Here is a 17,301-nt window from a genome sequence, read left to right on the forward strand (position 1 = left end):
TCGTCACCCGGTGGGCGGCGGCCGACCGGGTGACGGCAGGTAGGCTTCCTGCCGCCATGAGACCCCAGCCTCAGTGGGCGGCGTTAGACGTCTACGCGTCCAACTCCGACCTCTACGCCGATCCCCGACTGGTGGAACGGGTGGACTACCGGCGTCGCTTCAAGCGGCACCGCCCCCGCACGCCCTCCGTCGTCCTCGCCCCGCACGGCGGCGGCATCGAGGTCGGGACGTCCGAGTTGTGCCTGGCCATCGCGGGTTTCCACCCCGGCACGCGGGTGCCGATCGGGCAGACCCACGACTACTGGATGTTCGAGGGACTGCGCACGGCCTCCAACGACGAGCTGCACGTGACGTCGTCGAACTGCGACGACCGGGTGGCACGCACGCTCGTGTCCGGCGCCTCGCACGCGTTGGGCCTGCACGGGTGCACCGCGGCGGCGGCCGGGCTGGAGGACCACGACCGGGCCGTGCTGGTGGGCGGCAGGGACGCGGTGCTGCGCGTCGAGCTGCTCACGCGGCTGCGCAGAGCCGGGTTCCACACGATCGACGCGGTGGACCACCCGATACTGGGCGGGTTCGACCGGGCGAACATCGCGAACCGGACGCGCTCGCGGCAGGGCGGGCAGCTGGAGCTGACGACGCCGTTGCGGTCGGCGATGTTCGAGGAGAACTCGCGGTCGGACCGGCGGCACACGACGACCGAGGTGTTCTGGGACTTCGTGCACGCGTGCCGGGCGGCGCTGGCGGCCCGCGAGGCGCTGAACAACTAGCGTGCCGGTCATGCGCCTCACGTCGGTCACGGTGGGTACGGCACGACCCCTGGAGCTGGCCGCGTTCTACGCGCGGCTGCTGGGCGGGTCGGTGAGCCGCACGGAGCCGGACTGGGCGCAGGTGCGGGTGCCGGGCGGGCTGACGCTGAACTTCGAGCACGAGGCGTGCTTCCGCAGGCCGGTGTGGCCCGCGCGAGCGGGTGAGCAGACCGCGTCGCAGCACCTGGACGTCGAGGTCGAGGACCTGGAGGCCGCGGTCGGGCACGCGCTCGGGTGCGGGGCGGCCTTGGCCGAGGAGCAGCCGCAGCCGGGCGTGCGGGTGCTCCTCGATCCCGACGGGCACCCGTTCTGCCTGTTCAAGGCCTAGATGTGAGGTCCGGGGACCTTCGTGTCCGACCCTGACGCCACGTGCGCGGCTGCGCCTGACGCGTCTGATCGTCGAGCAAACTGGCGGCCTGCCGAAGCGGCGAACCTGTTCATGGGCGCGGACATGACCGTTCGCCGTCCGGCTGGGCCTACGCCCGCCACTACCAGTCAGAAACCGAACGCCGAACCGCACTGCCCGGCCGGATCGATTTCTGCAATCACCGCCGAGCCCGCTCTGCTCCAGGAGGCCGGCCACCCATCACCCGGCTGACCAGCCCACCGGACATCAGAGCTGGCGGAGCGTGAGGCGGGCGCGACACCCGCCTCACGACCGGCGACTTACGCGTACTTCTTGAGCTCGCGCTTCGCCAGGGACATGCGGTGGACCTCGTCGGGGCCATCGGCGAGGCGCAGCGTGCGGGTGGCGGCCCACAGCTCGGCCAGCGGGAAGTCCTGGCTGACGCCGGCGCCGCCGTGGGCCTGGATGGCCTTGTCGAGGACCCATTCGGTCATGGCGGGGACGCCGATCTTGATGGCCTGGATCTCGGTGTGGGCGCCCTTGTTGCCGACGGTGTCCATCAGCCACGCGGTCTTGAGCACGAGCAGGCGGGCCTGTTCGATGCGGACGCGGGACTCGGCGATCCACTCGTGCACGACGCCCTGGGCGGCGATGGGCTTGCCGAACGCGACGCGCGACAGGGCGCGCTTGCACATGAGTTCGAGGGCGCGTTCGGCCATGCCGATCAGGCGCATGCAGTGGTGGATGCGGCCGGGGCCCAGGCGCGCCTGGGCGATCGCGAAGCCCTCACCCTCGCCTGCGATCAGGTTCGAGGCGGGGACGCGGACGTTGTCGAAGACGATCTCGGCGTGGCCGCCGTGGGCGTGGTCGCCGTAGCCGAAGACGTGCATGGCGCGCTTGACGGTGACGCCGGGGGTGTCGCGCGGCACGAGGATCATGGCCTGCTGGCGGTGGCGTTCGGCGTCGGGGTCGGTCTTGCCCATCACGATGAAGATGGCGCAGTTGGGGTTCATCGCGCCCGAGGACCACCACTTGCGGCCGTTGATGACGTAGTCGTCGCCGTCGCGATCGATGCGGGTGGCGATGTTGGTGGCGTCGGAGCTCGCGACGTCGGGTTCGGTCATGCAGAACGCGGAGCGGATCTCGCCGTCGAGCAGCGGCTGCAGCCACTGCTTCTTCTGCTCGTCGGTGCCGAACATGGCGAGGACTTCCATGTTGCCGGTGTCCGGGGCGGCGCAGTTCAACGCCTCGGGGGCGAGGTGGGGGCTGCGGCCGGTGATCTCGGCGAGCGGCGCGTACTGCAGGTTGGTGAGGCCGCCGCCGTGCTCGGCGTCGGGCAGGAAGAGGTTCCACAGGCCCTGGCGGCGTGCCTCGGCCTTGAGCTCCTCGAGGACCGGCTGGCGTTCCCACGGGTCGGCGGCGTCGTGCAGCTGCTGTTCGAGGACCGCTTCTGCCGGGTAGACGTGCTCGTCCATGAACGTGAGGAGCTTGGTGCGCAGTTCCTCGGTCTTGGCGTCGTAGGCGAAGTCCATTAGAGCTCCTTGTGGGCGGCGGCGAGTCCTTGCCGCACGAGGGGAACGGTGAACGCGCCGAGCTTTTCGAAGCCGGCGCCGACGGTCTTGCCGCTGGCGAAGCGGAAGTGGATGCCTTCGACGATGACGGCGAGCTTGAAGTAGCCGAAGGCGATGTACCAGCCGAGGCCGGAGGTGTCGGTGCCGGTGCGGGCGGTGTAGCGGGCGACGAGCTCGTCCGCGGTCAGGAACCCGGGCAGGGACGTGACGCCGCCGGTGATGGGGTCGTTGTCGGCGCCCAGGCCTGCCCAGTAGACGTAGAGCAGGCCGAGGTCGGCGAGCGGGTCGCCGAGGGTGGCCATCTCCCAGTCCAGGACCGCGCTGATCGCCAGGGGTTCCTGGGTGACCAGCGCGTTGTCGAGGCGGTAGTCGCCGTGGATGATCGTCGCCCGCGGTGAGGCGGGGACGGTGTCGGCGAGCTTGTCGCGCAGTTCCTCGATGCCGGGCAGGTCGCGGCTGCGGGAGGCGTCGAGCTGCTTGCTCCACCGCTTGACCTGCCGGGCGAGGAACCCTTCCGGGCGGCCGAAGTCCGCGAGCCCCACCGAGTCGGGGTCGACGGAGTGCAGGTCGGCGAGCACGTCCACGAGCCGTTCGGACAGGGTGCGGGCCTGCTCGGGGGTGAGCCACGGGCACTGCGACCGTTCGCGCAGGGCGGCGCCGGGCATCTCCTCCATGAGGTAGAACGGCGCGCCGATGACGGAGGTGTCCTCGACCAGCTGCCGCGCTCCCGGGACGGGGACCGCCGTGCCGGCCAGTGCGGAGATGACGCGGAACTCGCGGGCCATGTCGTGCGCGGTGGCGAGGACGTGGCCGAGCGGCGGGCGGCGCAGCACCCAGCTCTGGCTGCCGTCGCTGACGCGGTAGGTGAGGTTGGAGCGGCCGCCGCGGAACAGCTCACCGGTCAGCGGGCCGGTGCCCAGGTGGGCGGCGAGCGCGCCGAGGTCGAGGCCGGGAAGGTCGGTCACAGGGTCACTCCCAGGGTGGCGAGGTGGGCGCGGGTGCTCTCGGCGCCGGTGTGGCGGAAGGCGTGCATGCCGACGGCCTGGGCGGCTTCGACGTTGATCGGCGCGTCGTCGAAGAACACGCACCGGCCGGCCGGGATCCCGACCTGCTCCAGGGTGTGCCGGTAGATGGCCTCGTCGGGTTTGCGCAGGCCGATCCGCCCGCTGATGACGATCGTGTCGAACAGCTCGAGCAGCAGGTCCTTCGGGTAGCCCTCGCCCCAGCTGTTGGACAGCAGCGCGGTGTGCAGACCGGCGGCGCGGGCCTTGCGCACGAGCTCGACCATGGCCGGGTCGGGCGTTGCGCCGCCGAACATGCGCTTGAGCAGCCCGTTCTCCTCGACCCGCGCGCCCTCGACGGTGATCAGCTCGGCGGCGAGCAGGCGTTCGAACTCGGGCACGGTCAGCTCGCCGGTCTCCAGCCGGAACACCGGGTTGCCCGGCAGCGCCTCGCGGCTGAGCCAGTCGCGCATGATCCGGCCGTAGACCTCGCGGTCGATGGACTCGGCGTGCAGCCAGGCCCCGACGAACTCGGGCACGGAGACGGTCAGGACGCCGCCCCAGTCGAAGATCAGGGCGTCGACCAGCGGCTGCTGAGGAAGCGTTGTGTCACCCACGGATCGGAGGGTACCGACCGGTCGGTATGTCGGCAACCGGGGAGGGCGGACGACAACTTTCGGACCTGGAACATCTGCCTTTCTGCGGTTCCCGGTCCTGCCCGGCCCTCGCTACGTTCGAGTCCGAAGGGGGTCTACATGGCAAGGATTGCGACGGTGGCCGCGGCCGCCGTGATGGCGTTCGCCGTCATAGGAGTGCCGGCGGCACACGCCGGGGACGGCTCGGTCGTCCGGACGGACAAGGGTGCCGTGCGCGGCACGGTGACGCAGCAGGCGCGGACGTTCGGGAACATCCCGTTCGCCGCTCCCCCGGTGGGGGCGAACAGGTGGCGTGATCCGCAGCCTGCCAACGCGTGGCAGGGGGTGCGAGACGCGACGGTGCCCGCGCCGATGTGCGCGCAGACCGCGGAGCTGGGCGGGCAGCCGTCGCAGGCCGAGGACTGCCTGTACCTGAACGTCACCACCCCGGCGTCGACCTCGCCCAAGCCGCGGCCGGTGATGGTGTGGATCCACGGCGGGTCGTTCGTCTCCGGTGGCGCGTCGATGTACGACGCCCGCTGGCTGGCGACGAAGAACGACGCCGTCGTGGTGACGGTGAACTACCGGCTCGGCGTGTTCGGGTTCTTCGGCTACCCCGGGCTGCCCGGCTCCGGCACGTTCGGCCTCGCCGACCAGCAGGCCGCGCTGAAGTGGGTGCAGCGCAACGCGCGGGCGTTCGGCGGGGACGCGCGGAACGTGACGGTGTTCGGCGAGTCCGCCGGCGCGCTCAGCATCTGCGCGCAGCTCGCGTCACCGCGGGCGGCGGGACTGTTCGCGAAGGCGATCATGCAGTCCGGGCCGTGCGGGGTGCAGGCACCGGACGCGCCGGGGACGTTCACGCACCTGTGGAAGCCGCGCACCGAGGTGGAGCAGAGCGGCGTCGGCGCGGCCGGGTGCGCCGACCTGGCGTGCTTGCGCGCGTTACCGGTGGACAAGCTGCTGGAGGTGCACGAGCGGTTCTCCACGCCGGCGTTCGACACGGCCGTGTTGCCGATCGACCCGGTGGTGGCGCAACGGACGGGCCGCATGCATCGGGTGCCGTCGTTGGTGGGCACCACGCACGACGAGATGACACTGTTCATGCCGCAGGTGTTCCCGCAGCCCATCCCGGAGGCCGCGTACGGGCAGGCGTTGGCCGGGTTGTTCACCACGAACGCCGAGAAGGTCGCCGCGCGCTACCCGGTGAACGGCAACGGCGACGCACGGGACGAGATCGCCCGGCTGCTGACGGACAAGCTGTGGTCGTGCACCGCGCAGACGACGCGCGCCGAGTTGCGCGGGCGCGTGTCGGGCTACGAGTTCGCGGACAAGGACATACCGATGTTCTTCCCCGGCCTGCCGGAGTTCCCCGGCGGCTACAGGGCGTTCCACGCCTCGGAGCTCCCGCTGCTGTTCGAGTTCGAGGGCCTGCCGCTCACGGCTAAGCAGCGCGAGCTGTCGGATTACATGATCGCGGCGTGGGGCCGGTTCGCACGCACCGGTGACCCCGGCTGGCGGGCCGAGGTGCAGTCGCTCAACGCGAGCGGCGTCGGCCCGGCCGACTTCGCCCGGGATCATCAGTGCGGGTTCTGGTCCACCATGTGAGGCATGCCCGGCTACCGCGCCCTCGCGAGTGATCGCGAGTTCCGTGCGTTGTTCACGGCGCACGTGGTGTCGGTGGCCGGGGACCAGTTCGCCAGGGTCGCGCTGACGGTGCACGTCTACGACCGCACCGCCAGCGCCGGGCTGACCGCGCTGGCGTACGCGTTGACGTTCCTGCCGGACCTGATCGGCGGGCCTCTGCTGTCGGGGCTCGCCGACAGGTTCGAACGCAAGCAGGTGATGGTGGCCGCCGATCTCGTGCGGGCGGCCCTGTTGCTGGTGATAGCCGTGCCGGGGCTGCCGTTGTGGGTGCTCGCGGCGGTGGTGGTGCTGGTGCAGTTCGCCGGGGCGCCGCACGGCGCGGCGCGGGCGGCGTTGCTGCCGCACGTGCTGCCCGACGAACGCTATCCGCTGGGCCAGGCCGTGATGGGCACGGTGACGCAGGCGGCGCAGGTCGCCGGGTTCATCGCGGGCGGCGCGCTGGTGGCGTGGTTCGGACCGGCGCTGGTGCTGGTCGCGGACGCGGTGACGTTCGGGGTGTCGGCGTTCCTGCTCGGCGTGTTCCTGCTGGACCGGCCCGCGCCACGACGGGCGCACCGCAGGGCGTGGCCGACGGACCTGGTCGGCGGAACGAGGCTGGTGTGGGGTGACCGGCGGCTGCGGGCGCTGGTCGCGCTCGCCTGCGTGTCCGGGTTCTACATCGTCGGCGAGGCACTCGCCGTGCCGTACGCGGCACATCTGGGCGCCGGGCCGGCCGGCGTGGGCATGATCTTCGGCGCCTACGCGGCGGGCGCGGCCGCGGGCATGCTCGTCGTCGCCCACCTCAAAGAGGACAGGCAGCTGCGGTGGATGCCGTGGCTCGCCATCGCGGCGTGCGCGGTTCTCGTCCCGGCCGCGCTGCGGCCGGGCCTGGTCGTCAGTGTGGGGATGTTCGCGCTGTCCGGGGCGGCCAGTGCCTATCACCTGGTCGCGAACACGCGGTTCGTGCGCGCCGTGCCGGACGAGTCACGAGGTCAGGCCTTCGGTCTGGCCGTCACCGCGTTGCGCGTGTCCCAAGGAGTGGGGGTGGCGCTGGCGGGTGTGGCGGCCGAGACCGTCGCGGTGCACCGGGTCGTCGCCGCCGCCGGAGCACTCGGGGTGCTCGCGGCGGGCGGTGCGGCGATCCTGTGGTGGCTCAGCGACGCCAGTCGGTCGGACGGGCCCAGTCGGTCGGACGCAGCCAGTCGGTCGGACGGACGGGACGGCCGGTGGCGGAAGCGCGGTTGATCATGACTGCTCCTATGGGTGTTCGTTGTGCGGTTGATGCAGAGGTTTGTGGCGTGCGAACTGTGAGGACTACTCACGGTGAGGTCCCCCACATGGAGCCACGACTTTGCGTGACCCGGTAGCTACAGTGGTTGGTTCCTGGACGGTGGTGTGGGGGTGGCAGCGTGCCTTGGCTCGACCCGCGCCGGTGGAAGTTATGGTCGCTTCCTCCTGTGGTGCTGGCCTATGTCGTGACGGTGGTTGTTCTGGCGACCCTCGTCACGCTCGCCACCGCATGGCGTACCCCTGCCGAGGCCTTGAACTGGCCCTGGTTCCTGCTGCTCGCCGGTGGTGCCGTGGTGCACCTGGAAGCGGCACGGGGAATCGAACGGATCCGCGAAATCGGGGCCGAAGGGTCACCGCACGCCCACATGCAGTCGGTGTGGCTGTTCGCGGGCGTGCTCGTACTACCGATGCCACTGCTCGTGGCGCTGATCGTCATCAGCTACACGCACTCGTGGTACCGGGTCTACAAGCGGCGGGCGGTCCTGTTCCGCAAGGTGTTCTCCGCGGCCACTGTCGTCCTGGGCAGTGCCGTGGCGCAACTCGTCCTAGGTCTCTTTCCGGACCGTGCTGTTGACGTTGACGGCCCGCTCGGCCTGTTGGCTCTGGTTACGGCCGGCGCGCTGTACTGGTTCATCAACTATGCGATGGTCGTGGCGGCCATCTACTTCACCAACCGCCAGAACCCCCTGCGCACCGCGCTCGGCAACGCCTCGGACGTGCTGATCGTGCTCGCCTCGGTGGGCCTGGGCTCCGGGGTCGCGATCATCCTGAACTGGCGGCCGTGGCTCACGCCGATGCTGCTGCTCACCGTGCTCGCCCTGCACATGGGGCTGCTGCTGCCGCAGTTCCGCGTCGCCGCCCGCACCGACTCCAAGACCGGCCTGGTCGACGCCACGTTCTGGCACGACGTCGCCGAACGCGAACTGCAACGCGCCCGCCGCCTGACCTCCACCGTCGGCGTGCTGATCCTCGACCTCGACCACTTCAAGCTGATCAACGACACCTACGGCCACCTCGCCGGCGACCGCGTCCTGCGCGCCGTCGCCGACGCGTTGAAGCACTCGGTGCGCTCCTACGACCTCGTGGGCCGCTTCGGCGGCGAGGAGTTCGCCGTGCTGCTGCCCGGGGTGAGCACCGACGAGGTCAGGGAGACCGCCGAACGCATCCGGTTCGAGATCGCGAGCCTGCACATCCTCGTGGTCGACCGGCTCGGCGAGGACCAGGTCGTCGCCGGACTCACCGCCTCCGTGGGCGCCGCGGTCTTCCCGGACACCGCGACCGAGCTCAGCCCGCTGCTGCTGGCCGCCGACGAAGCCCTCTACCAGGCCAAGAGCAACGGCCGCGACCGCGTCGCCACCGCCCAGGTCTTCTAGGCGCCGACCTGCGAGTCCGTCAGGCGGCAGGCGCGGGCGAGCGACCCGGAGGCGGTGCCGCCCGGCGGACTCGCAGGACAGGGCCTAAGCCCCCAGGAACTCCGCCAGGCGCGCCGCCACCGCCGCGGGCTCCTCCACCCACGGGTAGTGCCCCACGCCCTCGTGCACGTGCAGCGTCACGTCCGGGAACAGTGCCGCGAGCTCCACGCACCGCCGTACCGGCGAGATCGGGTCCTCCGAGCACGCGTACACCAGCACCGGGTGGTCGAACTCGGCCAGCGCGCGCCGCAGCACACCCGGCACGAACGCGCCCTCGGCGTTGTAGCCCGCCGCCACCTCGTACTTCCACTGCCCCAGCTCAGCCTCGGCGTGCGCCTTCGTCGTCTCGTCCCACCGCGCGTACAGCAACGGCGAGGCCGCGACCCGGTTCTCCACCGAGTCGTCACCGGCCGCGTTGCGCTCCAGCGCGGCCGTGGCGGCCTCGAACCACGGCTCACCCGTGCGGGCGGCCAGGAACGCGTCCCAGTCGGACTGCTCCGGCGACAACCCGGCGCTGCGCAACGCGGGCGTGAGCAGCACGAGCCTCCCGACACGGGAGGGGAAGTCCGCCGCGTACCCCATCGCGATCCCGGCGCCCGCGGAGTGCCCGAGCACGTCCACCACGTCCAGCCCGAGGTGACGGCGCAGCATCTCGACGTCGCGCACCAGCATGTCCCGCCGATAGGTGAACGGATCCGCCGGCTCGTCCGACTCGCCCGTGCCCCGGTTGTCCAGCACGACCAGCCGCCGCGCCGCGTCCAGCCCGCCCAGCGTCCCCAGGTACTCCGACGCCCTGCCGGGACCACCCGCCAGCACGAGCAGCGGAACCCCCTCACCCACTTCCCGATAGGCGAGTTCGGTGCCGTCGAACGAGGTGAAGCGTGCCATGCTGCACATCATGCCGAAGATCGCCACGGCCGACCTCGTCGACCGGCCGCAGCTGCTCGAGTTCCTCAAAACCCGCCACCACGGCGTCCTCATCACCCACCGCAGCACCACCGACGGCCTGCAGGTCTCGCCCGTCTCCTGCGGCGTCGACACCGAGGGCCGCATCGTCATCGCGACCTACCCCCAGCGCGCCAAGGTCCGCAACGCCCGCCGCGACCCGCGCGTCACGATGTGCGTGCTGTCGGAGGACTGGAACGACGCCTACGTCCAGATCGACGGCACCGCCGAGGTCCTCGACCTGCCCGAGGCGCTGGAGGACTTCGTCGAGTACTACCGCTGCATCGCCGGGGAACACCCCGACTGGGACGAGTACCGCGCCGCCATGCTCCGCCAGGGCAAGTCCCTCATCCGCGTCACCATCGACACCTGGGGCCCCGTCGCCACCGGCGGCTTCCCACCCGAACTGGACCAGTGACCCGGTGAAGCCCTGGATGAGGATCGTCCTCTGGGTCTACATCGCGTTCAACCTGCTCCAGGCCGTCGTGCTCACCTTCGACCCGGCGCTCACCGACCGCGCCTACCTCGGCGGCGAGATGACGCCCACCCGCGCGTTCCAGTGGTACGCCGTCGCCGGCTACCACGTGCTGATCATCGCCGTCACGATCATCGCGATGGGCCTGCGGCAGGCACGGGACCGGCGCAAGATCATCCTGGTCAACGCGCTGCTGTACCTGTTCTGGGACGCGGGCTCACAGCTCGCCTACTGGGGCCGGGAGATCGGCATGGCCACGAGCGACCTGCTGCTCAACGCCGGCGTCAGCATCGCCACCGGCCTCGTCCTGCTCGCGATCGCGTTCCTGGACCGCGACCCCGTTCAGCCGGACCACGCGGTCAGCTAGACCACGCACCGCCCCAGCCCGCCGGCTTCTCCAGCAGCACGCAGGAACCGCCGTGCGGGCCCTCGATCGACGCGATCCGTCCGGTTGGCACGGTCGTCGGCTCCCGCAGCACACGACCGTCCAACTCGGACACCCGCGCCACCGCGCCGTCCAGATCGTCGACCGCGAAGAACGGCCGCCAGCCGTCCCCGTCCGACGACCTCAGCCTTCCCGCCACCGCACGCGCGTCACCATGCCGTGACGACGTGAACACCACCAGGTCCTCGGCCACGTCACGGCTCTCCCAGCCGAGCTCACCGAGCCAGTACCCGTCCTCGGCCACGCCGGCAGACAGCTCCACCCAGCACGGCTCACCCGACCGCGGCGGCGGCGCCCACGGACCGTGCAGCACCCGCCCGCCGTCCACACAGGAGTTGACCTTCAGCTCCCGCGCCTCGTCACCGCCGAAGAACACGGTCCAACCCTGTTCTCCCGCACCGACCTGCGCCGCGAGCCGGTCACCGACCCAGCCCGAGAACGACCCACCCGGCTCCGCGATCACCGTCCACCCGAGAACCCCGGCGAAGAAGTCCACCGACTTCTCCGGCTCGGCAACGCTCAACTCAAGACGGCGAAGACCACAAGACGACACGGGTATCCGATCAAGCGGGGATCAGGGGCGGCGGGCACCATCCTCTGCTCCGACCACCTGAGACGACAATGCGCCATTCGGCGGCATGCGCTCCGCGCTCACGATGTCACTCAACGGCACCGGCCTGCCGAGGTGGAAACCCTGCCCCACCTGCACGCCCAGCCCCTTCAAAGCGTCCACCTGGGACGGACGCTCCACCCACTCCGCCACCGCCGACAACCCGAGCCCGTTGGCGATCTGCACGATCCCCGACACCAGCACCGCGTCCGCGTCGGAGGTCTCGATGCCCTTCACGAACTCGCCGTCGATCTTGATCCCCGTGATCGGCAGGTGCTTCAGGTGCACGAACGACCCGAACCCCGACCCGAAGTCGTCCAGCGTGATCCGGCACCCGAACCCGCGCAGCTGCGTCGCGAGCGTCACCGCGGCGTCCAGGTTCGTCACCGCCGCCGTCTCCGTGATCTCCAGCCCCAACCGGCCAGGCGCCACCCCGGCCGACCCGAGCATGTCCAGCACGAACCCGCCGAAGTCCGGATCCTCCAGCGTCCGGCCCGACACGTTCACGTTGAACCGCAACCGCGGATCCGGCTGCGCCACCAACGCCTCGATCGCCGTCGTCAGAACCCACCGGTCGACCTCGAGGATCAGGTTCGACCGCTCCGCCACCGGCAGGAAGTCCGCAGGACCCAGGTACGGCTCCTGACCGTCCTCCAGGCGCAGCAACAACTCGTGCCCCAGCACCTCACCGGTCGCCAGCTCCACCATCGGCATCCCGTACAGCGCCAGCCCGCCACCCGCGAGCGCCGCCCGCAACCGGTCCAGCACGCTGACCCGCTTCACCGTGTCCGCGTAGTGGTTCGGCTCGTACACCGTCACCCGGTCCCGGCCCGCCGCCTTCGACGCGTACAACGCCAGATCCGCGTTCGCCAGCACCAGCTCCCACGAGTCACCAGGACCGAATTCCGCCAGCCCCGTGCTCACCGTGATCCGCGCCGGCGTCCCGATCCCCGCCAGGGGGAACCCGGCCACCGCGTCCCGCAACCCGTCGGCGACCTCCGACGCGTCCTTCGGCGACGCCCCCGGCAACACCACCGCGAACTCATCACCACCCAGACGAGCGATCAGCCTGTCACCCAGACGGGACTGCAACGCCGACGCCAGCATCCGCATCACCCGGTCACCCACCGCGTGCCCGCGCAGATCGTTGACGTCCTTGAAGTTGTCCAGATCCAGCACCAGCAACGCGCCGGAACCGTTGTTCGCGAGCTCCTGCTCCAACGCCCGCGTCAACGCACGCCGGTTCGGCAACCCGGTCAGCGGGTCCTGCTCGGCCATGCGCACCAGCTCGTCGTGCACCCGCGACGACTGCGTGACGTCGTGCGCCGTGCCCAGCGCGCGCAACGGCGCGCCGTCATCACCCAGCACGACCTCGCCGAAGCACTCGAAGACGCGCTCCTTGCCGTCCGGCCGCAACATCCGGTGCGTGTAGGTGAACACCGACCCGGTCTTCAACGCGTTGTCGAGGGTCTCCTCGATCATCGGCAGGTCCTCCGGATGCACCAGCTGCGAGTACAGCCCGAAGTCGAACGCGGTGCCCGGCGCGAACCCGAACATCTCCAGGAAGCTGTCGGACCAGGTCACGCGGTCGTCGCGGATCGACCACTCCCACGTCCCCATGCGCCCCAGCGCCTGCGCCCGGCGCAACGCGTCCGCCTCCTGCGTCACCGTCAGCTCACGATCACGCCACGCCGTCACGTCCACGACCTCGTACATCAGGTCGTCACCCAGCTTCGAGCACCGCACCTCGAGCCACTTCGGCCCCGGCACCAGCACTTCCCGCACAGGAGCGGGCACCTCGGGCACGCCCGGCAGCAACGCGGGCAACGACCGCCCGTACGCCTGCTCGACCGGAACCCCCAGCACAACACCCAACGCGCGGTTGCACCACAACAGGTTCCCGCGCGAGTCCGTCACGGCATAGCCGACACCCGCCCGGTCCAGCACCGTGCGGCAGTAGGAGGTCACGCGCGTCATGATCGTCCGATCACCGGACGTAAGCAACCCGCTACGCCGGTCAGTTCGCTGTTGTGCGAACGGCTATCGCAGCCGCTCCAGACCCTTCGCCGACTCCACCAGCTCCGCCGCCAGCTTCCTCAGCTCCTCGTTCTCCGCCCCGTCCTGCGCCGCCGTCACCACATCCTCCGCGGCGCACCGCAGCTGGAACAACCTGTCCTGCAGATCCGCCAGCTCCGCGGTGCTCAGCACCACCGCGTCCTCCGGCAGACCACCCCGCTGCAACGCCGCCCTGCGCTCGTACGCGCGCTGACGGCACGGCTGCGCGCAGTACCGCCTCGGCCGGCCGATCCGCCCGCTCCCGGGCAACCGCCTCCCGCACCACGCGCAGTGCCTGGGCTCATCCGCCTCCATGGAGCGCTCCATGGCGCGCGACGGTAGCGAACTGCGGTGGGTGGTCTCCAGCGACGCGCCAGAAAGCCCGACCTTCGTAGGGAACCGGACAGTACCCGCAGGGCCGTTCGTGTCGCTTTCGGGGCCGGTTTGATCAACTTCCGTTGCTTTCCGCCGGTCCTCTGCTGCTTTGCACCAGGGTCTCGCTGGGTTGATTGGCCGTGAGGCAAGATTTTGGTCCACACTGAAGAAATAGTGGTCAATCAGAAAGTGTGTCGCCACCCACTGTCCACCCCGGAGCCACCGCCGGAAGGCACACTCACCACCTGTGACACATCCCTACCTCGCAGGCCCCCGCCCCAGGGCCTTCGCCCACCGCGGCTGGCACGTCGGAGACCTCGCCGGCATGGAGAACTCGCTCAGCTCGTTCCGCAGGGCCGTGCAGGAGGGCTACCGCTACATCGAGACCGACGTCCACGCCACCGCCGACGGACACGTCGTCGTCCACCACGACGACACCCTCGACCGCACCACCGACGCCCACGGCCACGTCGCCGCACTCCCCTGGACCGAGGTCAGCCGCGCCCGCATCGGCGGCCGCGAACCCGTCGCCCGCCTCGCCGACGTCCTCGAAGAACTCCCCGGCACCTTCTTCAACATCGACGTCAAGTCCGAACAGGCCGTCACACCGATCATCACCCTGCTCCGCAAGACCAAGGCGATGCACCGCGTCTGCCTCGCCAGCTTCAGCGACAACCGCCTCGCCCGCCTGCGCAAGATCGCCGGCCCCGAACTGCTCACCTCGATGGGCCCCCGCTCCGCCGGCGCCCTCTGGGCCGCCCGCCGCATCCCCCTCGCCGGAGCCGCCGTCCGCGGCCAGGTCGCCCAGGTCCCCGTCAGCCAGGGCCGCCTGCACATCGTCGACCGCCGCTTCGTCCAAGCAGCCCACCGCAGAGCACTCGAAGTCCACGTCTGGACCGTCGACGACGAAGCCGACATGCGCGCCCTGCTCGACCTCGGCGTCGACGGACTCGTCACCGACAGGCCAGATCTCCTGCGCGAAGTTCTCCAGTCCCGCAACAGCTGGTAACAGGTTGGACCACAGATCATCAGCGCGGTCGGCGGACAAGTACAGTCCGCCGACATGAAGAGCACGGGCGACGACACCGCCAACACCACGCGGCGCCGCAAAAAAGAACAACGCGGCTGGGTCTGGTACGACGTGGCGAACTCCGTGTTCCCCACGTCCGTGATCACCGTCTTCCTCTCGCTCTACCTCACGAGCATCGCGACCAACGCCGCCAAGGCCGACACCGCGCTCAACGGGACCAACCCGTGCGCGAACGACAACGCCTTCGCCAACTGCGACGTCACGATCCTCGGACTCCAGTTCCCCAGCGGCTCCCTCTGGGGCTACCTGCTCTCCGTCGCCACCGTGGTCCAGGTGATCGTGCTGCCCGTCATGGGCGCCATCGCCGACCGCACCCAGAACAAGAAGAAGATGCTCGGCGCCTTCGCCTTCACCGGCTCCGCCGCCACCATCGCGCTCGCCGCCGTCGAAGGCACCAACTGGAAGCTCGGCGTCGTCTTCTTCATCATCGCCAACATCTGCTACGGCGCCAGCGTCGTCGTCTACTACGCCTTCCTGCCCGAGATCGCCCTGCCCGACGAACGCGACGCCGTCTCCAGCCGCGGCTGGGCCTTCGGCTACCTCGGCGGCGGCGTCGCCCTCGCCATCCAGCTCGGCATCACCCTCGGCGCCGACTTCCTCGGCATCACCTCGGGCGACGCCGCGCGCATCGCGTTCGTCATCTCCGGCGTCTGGTGGGCCGCCTTCACGATCATCCCGCTCCGTGCGCTGACCGAACACCAGCGGCCCCACGGCGGCGAACACGGCACGTCCGTCATCTCCGCCGGCTTCAAGGAACTCGGCACGACGCTCAGGCAGGCCAAGGCCTTCCCGCTCACCCTCGCGTTCCTCGGCACCTACCTGATCTACACCGACGGCATCGCCACCGTCGCCAACGTCAGCGCCCAGTACGGCAGCGTCGAGCTCAAGTTCGAACAGCAGACGCTGATCACCGTCATCCTCATCGTCCAGTTCGTCGCCTTCGTCGGCGGCGTCCTGCACGGCTTCGTCGCCAAGCGCATCGGCGCCAAGAAGACGATCCTCGGCTCGCTCGTCGTCTGGATCGTCGTGATCACCGCCGCGTTCTTCGTCAAGGCAGGCGACGAGACCTCGTTCTACCTCGTCGCCGCCGGCATCGGCATCGTGCTGGGCGGCACCAACGCGTTGTCCCGCAGCCTCTTCAGCCAGATGGTCCCGCCCGGCCGCGAAGCCCAGTACTTCTCGCTCTACGAGGTCGGCGAACGCTCCACCAGCTGGCTCGGCCCCCTGGTGTTCGCGGGCGTCGGCCAGGCCACCGGCAGCCTCCGCCCCGCCATCCTCGCCCTGATCATCTTCTTCGTCGCGGGCTTCGTCCTGCTGATCTTCGTGCCCGTCCGCCGCGCCATCAAGGCCGTCGGCAACGAAGAGCCCGCCCTCGTCTAGGTCACCCGCGGCGCCGCTTTCGAGCGGCGCCGCACCGGCAACACCACCGCGAGAACCAGCAACACCACGATCAACGTCCTGGACGTGACGACCTCGTCCCACGCCAGCACCAGGAACACCAACGGCACCAGCTGAACCAGGGCGAACAACGACAACGCGCGCCCGAACACCGCGTCCCCGCGCACGAACGCGAACACCCGCAGCGCCACCGTCGTGAGCGCGAGCAAAGCCAGCCCGGTCCCCGTCGCGAACCCGCCGACGACACCGAGCACCACCGCTCCCCCACCCCACCACAGCAACCTGGCCGCCGGTGGCGTCGGAGCCTCCCGGTGGAACCCCAGACACAGACACGCGAACGTCACCAGCGACGGCAACTGGAACACCGCCCACATCGCCGCCGCAGGCCCCGGCTGGACCAGCGCCGGTACCGACAACAACGCCGGAGCCGCCGCCGCGACCTTCGCGAGCGTCCGCCGCCCGGTGAGCAACGCCGGGAAGGCGACCAGCGGCGCCAGCTCCACCACCCGCCACCAGCTCAGGTCCTGCCGCACCCCGGCGGCGAGGTTCACGACCGCCGCCGTCGCGTAGTACACCCCCAGCAACAACCCGAGCATCCCCAGCGCCCGCACGACCTCGCCCCGCCACACGACCTTCGCCGGCACGCTGGTCATCGCCGCCCCGGCCGCGAGATGGGTCCTGACCGCCAGCCCCAGGACCGCCCACGTCTCCCCCCACCCCGGCCAGCTGTGCTCCAGGTCGAGGTCGTCGTCCCGCTCGGCCAGGAAGATCCCGACCATCTCCTCCTCGCGGTCCTGCCGGTACCACCGCGGCAACACCTTCAACAACGCCCGGTACCGCCGCTCCAGGTTCCTCATGCTCGCCCCGCCCACGCCTGGACACCTCGGGTCTTCAGCACGGCACTCGCCGCCCGCACGTTGGCGCTGAGCCGCGCGACCTCGGCCTGCAACGCCCGCACCCCGGAGTCGGTGAGCCGGTAGTAGCGCCGCAGCCGCCCCTGGTGCACCTCCTCGCGGTCGCGTTCGGCGAACCCGTCCGCCACCAACCTGTCCAGCACCCCGTACAGCGTGCCGACCCGCAGCGCCATCCGCCCCTCCGACAGCTGCTCGACCGCCTGCACGATGGCGTAGCCGTGCAGCGGCTCCTCCGCCAGCGCGGTGAGCACCAAGAACGTCTGCTCGGACATGACCCGACCACTCATGTCGCTGAATATATCGCGGC

The 17,301-nt window shown here is 70.4% G+C and carries 18 protein-coding genes; 9 read left to right on the top strand and 9 right to left on the bottom strand.

The window, feature by feature from the left end:
• Positions 1-56 precede the first annotated feature (56 nt).
• Entirely contained in the window at positions 57-770 is a 714-nt protein-coding gene (locus tag ACQEU1_RS05080; RefSeq protein ID WP_433196716.1) for a poly-gamma-glutamate hydrolase family protein, read from the top strand.
• 10 nt (positions 771-780) lie between these two features.
• Entirely contained in the window at positions 781-1,137 is a 357-nt protein-coding gene (locus tag ACQEU1_RS05085; protein WP_433196718.1) for a VOC family protein, read from the top strand.
• 338 nt (positions 1,138-1,475) lie between these two features.
• Here ACQEU1_RS05085 and ACQEU1_RS05090 read toward each other — a convergent pair whose 3' ends face one another.
• Genes ACQEU1_RS05090 through ACQEU1_RS05100 form a run of 3 tightly spaced genes read right to left on the bottom strand, consistent with a single transcriptional unit; the run spans position 1,476 to position 4,344 of the window.
• Positions 1,476-2,687 (bottom strand): acyl-CoA dehydrogenase family protein, encoded by a 1,212-nt coding sequence (locus ACQEU1_RS05090; RefSeq protein ID WP_433196720.1) that lies wholly within the window; start codon positions 2,685-2,687, stop codon positions 1,476-1,478.
• On the bottom strand, positions 2,687-3,691 hold the full coding sequence (locus tag ACQEU1_RS05095) for a phosphotransferase family protein (RefSeq protein ID WP_433196722.1): 1,005 nt from the start codon (positions 3,689-3,691) through the stop codon (positions 2,687-2,689). The genes ACQEU1_RS05090 and ACQEU1_RS05095 overlap by 1 nt, the downstream gene beginning before the upstream one ends.
• Positions 3,688-4,344: an HAD family hydrolase gene (locus ACQEU1_RS05100; RefSeq protein ID WP_433196724.1), complete on the bottom strand. Its 657-nt coding sequence runs from the start codon at positions 4,342-4,344 to the stop codon at positions 3,688-3,690. The genes ACQEU1_RS05095 and ACQEU1_RS05100 overlap by 4 nt, the downstream gene beginning before the upstream one ends.
• Before the next feature lie 138 nt (positions 4,345-4,482).
• On the opposite strand from ACQEU1_RS05100, the gene ACQEU1_RS05105 reads away from it, so the two are divergent.
• The 3 genes from ACQEU1_RS05105 to ACQEU1_RS05115 all read left to right on the top strand — a co-directional run bounded on the left by ACQEU1_RS05105 (position 4,483) and on the right by ACQEU1_RS05115 (position 8,648).
• Entirely contained in the window at positions 4,483-5,967 is a 1,485-nt protein-coding gene (locus ACQEU1_RS05105; RefSeq protein WP_433196726.1) for a carboxylesterase/lipase family protein, read from the top strand.
• Positions 5,968-5,970: 3 nt separating this feature from the next.
• A complete protein-coding gene (locus tag ACQEU1_RS05110) occupies positions 5,971-7,230 on the top strand; it encodes an MFS transporter (RefSeq protein WP_433196728.1) in 1,260 nt (419 codons plus the stop codon).
• Positions 7,231-7,460: 230 nt separating this feature from the next.
• Positions 7,461-8,648 carry a diguanylate cyclase gene (locus ACQEU1_RS05115; protein ID WP_433196730.1) on the top strand — a complete coding sequence of 396 codons (1,188 nt, stop codon included), beginning with the start codon at positions 7,461-7,463 and terminating at the stop codon, positions 8,646-8,648.
• An 84-nt stretch (positions 8,649-8,732) separates the two neighbouring features.
• On the opposite strand, the gene ACQEU1_RS05120 is transcribed toward ACQEU1_RS05115, so the two are convergent.
• Positions 8,733-9,575: an alpha/beta fold hydrolase gene (locus ACQEU1_RS05120; RefSeq protein WP_433196732.1), complete on the bottom strand. Its 843-nt coding sequence runs from the start codon at positions 9,573-9,575 to the stop codon at positions 8,733-8,735.
• Positions 9,576-9,585: 10 nt separating this feature from the next.
• On the opposite strand from ACQEU1_RS05120, the gene ACQEU1_RS05125 reads away from it, so the two are divergent.
• Together ACQEU1_RS05125 and ACQEU1_RS05130 are read left to right on the top strand one after the other, a co-directional pair.
• Complete coding sequence (locus tag ACQEU1_RS05125) at positions 9,586-10,050, top strand: PPOX class F420-dependent oxidoreductase (protein WP_433211334.1); 465 nt, start codon at positions 9,586-9,588, stop codon at positions 10,048-10,050.
• Between the two features lie 16 nt (positions 10,051-10,066).
• Entirely contained in the window at positions 10,067-10,474 is a 408-nt protein-coding gene (locus ACQEU1_RS05130) for a hypothetical protein (protein WP_433196734.1), read from the top strand.
• On the opposite strand, the gene ACQEU1_RS05135 is transcribed toward ACQEU1_RS05130, so the two are convergent.
• The 3 genes from ACQEU1_RS05135 to ACQEU1_RS05145 form a co-directional block, all read right to left on the bottom strand.
• A complete protein-coding gene (locus ACQEU1_RS05135; RefSeq protein ID WP_433196736.1) occupies positions 10,467-11,075 on the bottom strand; it encodes a VOC family protein in 609 nt (202 codons plus the stop codon). The genes ACQEU1_RS05130 and ACQEU1_RS05135 overlap by 8 nt on opposite strands.
• A 51-nt stretch (positions 11,076-11,126) precedes the next feature.
• Entirely contained in the window at positions 11,127-13,130 is a 2,004-nt protein-coding gene (locus ACQEU1_RS05140; RefSeq protein WP_433196738.1) for an EAL domain-containing protein, read from the bottom strand.
• Between the two features lie 72 nt (positions 13,131-13,202).
• Positions 13,203-13,544: a hypothetical protein gene (locus ACQEU1_RS05145; RefSeq protein WP_030475304.1), complete on the bottom strand. Its 342-nt coding sequence runs from the start codon at positions 13,542-13,544 to the stop codon at positions 13,203-13,205.
• 295 nt (positions 13,545-13,839) lie between these two features.
• Between ACQEU1_RS05145 and ACQEU1_RS05150 the strand changes: the two genes are divergently transcribed.
• Entirely contained in the window at positions 13,840-14,601 is a 762-nt protein-coding gene (locus ACQEU1_RS05150) for a glycerophosphodiester phosphodiesterase (RefSeq protein ID WP_433196741.1), read from the top strand.
• A 54-nt stretch (positions 14,602-14,655) separates the two neighbouring features.
• Positions 14,656-16,062, top strand: coding sequence for an MFS transporter (locus ACQEU1_RS05155; RefSeq protein ID WP_433196743.1), 1,407 nt, complete (start codon positions 14,656-14,658; stop codon positions 16,060-16,062).
• Here ACQEU1_RS05155 and ACQEU1_RS05160 read toward each other — a convergent pair.
• On the bottom strand, positions 16,059-16,937 hold the full coding sequence (locus ACQEU1_RS05160) for a hypothetical protein (RefSeq protein WP_433196745.1): 879 nt from the start codon (positions 16,935-16,937) through the stop codon (positions 16,059-16,061). The two genes, ACQEU1_RS05155 and ACQEU1_RS05160, sit on opposite strands and share 4 nt — an antisense overlap.
• The gene (locus ACQEU1_RS05165) at positions 16,934-17,281 is read right to left on the bottom strand and encodes a PadR family transcriptional regulator (RefSeq protein ID WP_433196747.1); all 348 of its coding nucleotides are present in this window, start codon (positions 17,279-17,281) and stop codon (positions 16,934-16,936) included. The genes ACQEU1_RS05160 and ACQEU1_RS05165 overlap by 4 nt, the downstream gene beginning before the upstream one ends.
• Between the last annotated feature and the right edge of the window lie 20 nt (positions 17,282-17,301).

The organism is Lentzea sp. CA-135723 (genome assembly GCF_050936595.1).
Classification (GTDB): Bacteria; Actinomycetota; Actinomycetes; order Mycobacteriales; family Pseudonocardiaceae; genus Lentzea.

What these genes read in the sequence shown, in the direction of transcription:
- ACQEU1_RS05080 (WP_433196716.1), top strand. Translation starts at nt 57, where the DNA reads ATGAGACCCCAGCCTCAGTGGGCGGCGTTAGACGTCTACGCGTCCAAC.
- ACQEU1_RS05085 (WP_433196718.1), top strand. Translation starts at nt 781, where the DNA reads ATGCGCCTCACGTCGGTCACGGTGGGTACGGCACGACCCCTGGAGCTG.
- ACQEU1_RS05090 (WP_433196720.1), bottom strand. Translation starts at nt 2,687, where the DNA reads ATGGACTTCGCCTACGACGCCAAGACCGAGGAACTGCGCACCAAGCTC.
- ACQEU1_RS05105 (WP_433196726.1), top strand. Translation starts at nt 4,483, where the DNA reads ATGGCAAGGATTGCGACGGTGGCCGCGGCCGCCGTGATGGCGTTCGCC.
- ACQEU1_RS05110 (WP_433196728.1), top strand. Translation starts at nt 5,971, where the DNA reads ATGCCCGGCTACCGCGCCCTCGCGAGTGATCGCGAGTTCCGTGCGTTG.
- ACQEU1_RS05120 (WP_433196732.1), bottom strand. Translation starts at nt 9,575, where the DNA reads ATGGCACGCTTCACCTCGTTCGACGGCACCGAACTCGCCTATCGGGAA.
- ACQEU1_RS05125 (WP_433211334.1), top strand. Translation starts at nt 9,586, where the DNA reads ATGCCGAAGATCGCCACGGCCGACCTCGTCGACCGGCCGCAGCTGCTC.
- ACQEU1_RS05130 (WP_433196734.1), top strand. Translation starts at nt 10,067, where the DNA reads ATGAGGATCGTCCTCTGGGTCTACATCGCGTTCAACCTGCTCCAGGCC.
- ACQEU1_RS05145 (WP_030475304.1), bottom strand. Translation starts at nt 13,544, where the DNA reads ATGGAGCGCTCCATGGAGGCGGATGAGCCCAGGCACTGCGCGTGGTGC.
- ACQEU1_RS05155 (WP_433196743.1), top strand. Translation starts at nt 14,656, where the DNA reads ATGAAGAGCACGGGCGACGACACCGCCAACACCACGCGGCGCCGCAAA.
- ACQEU1_RS05160 (WP_433196745.1), bottom strand. Translation starts at nt 16,937, where the DNA reads ATGAGGAACCTGGAGCGGCGGTACCGGGCGTTGTTGAAGGTGTTGCCG.
- ACQEU1_RS05165 (WP_433196747.1), bottom strand. Translation starts at nt 17,281, where the DNA reads ATGAGTGGTCGGGTCATGTCCGAGCAGACGTTCTTGGTGCTCACCGCG.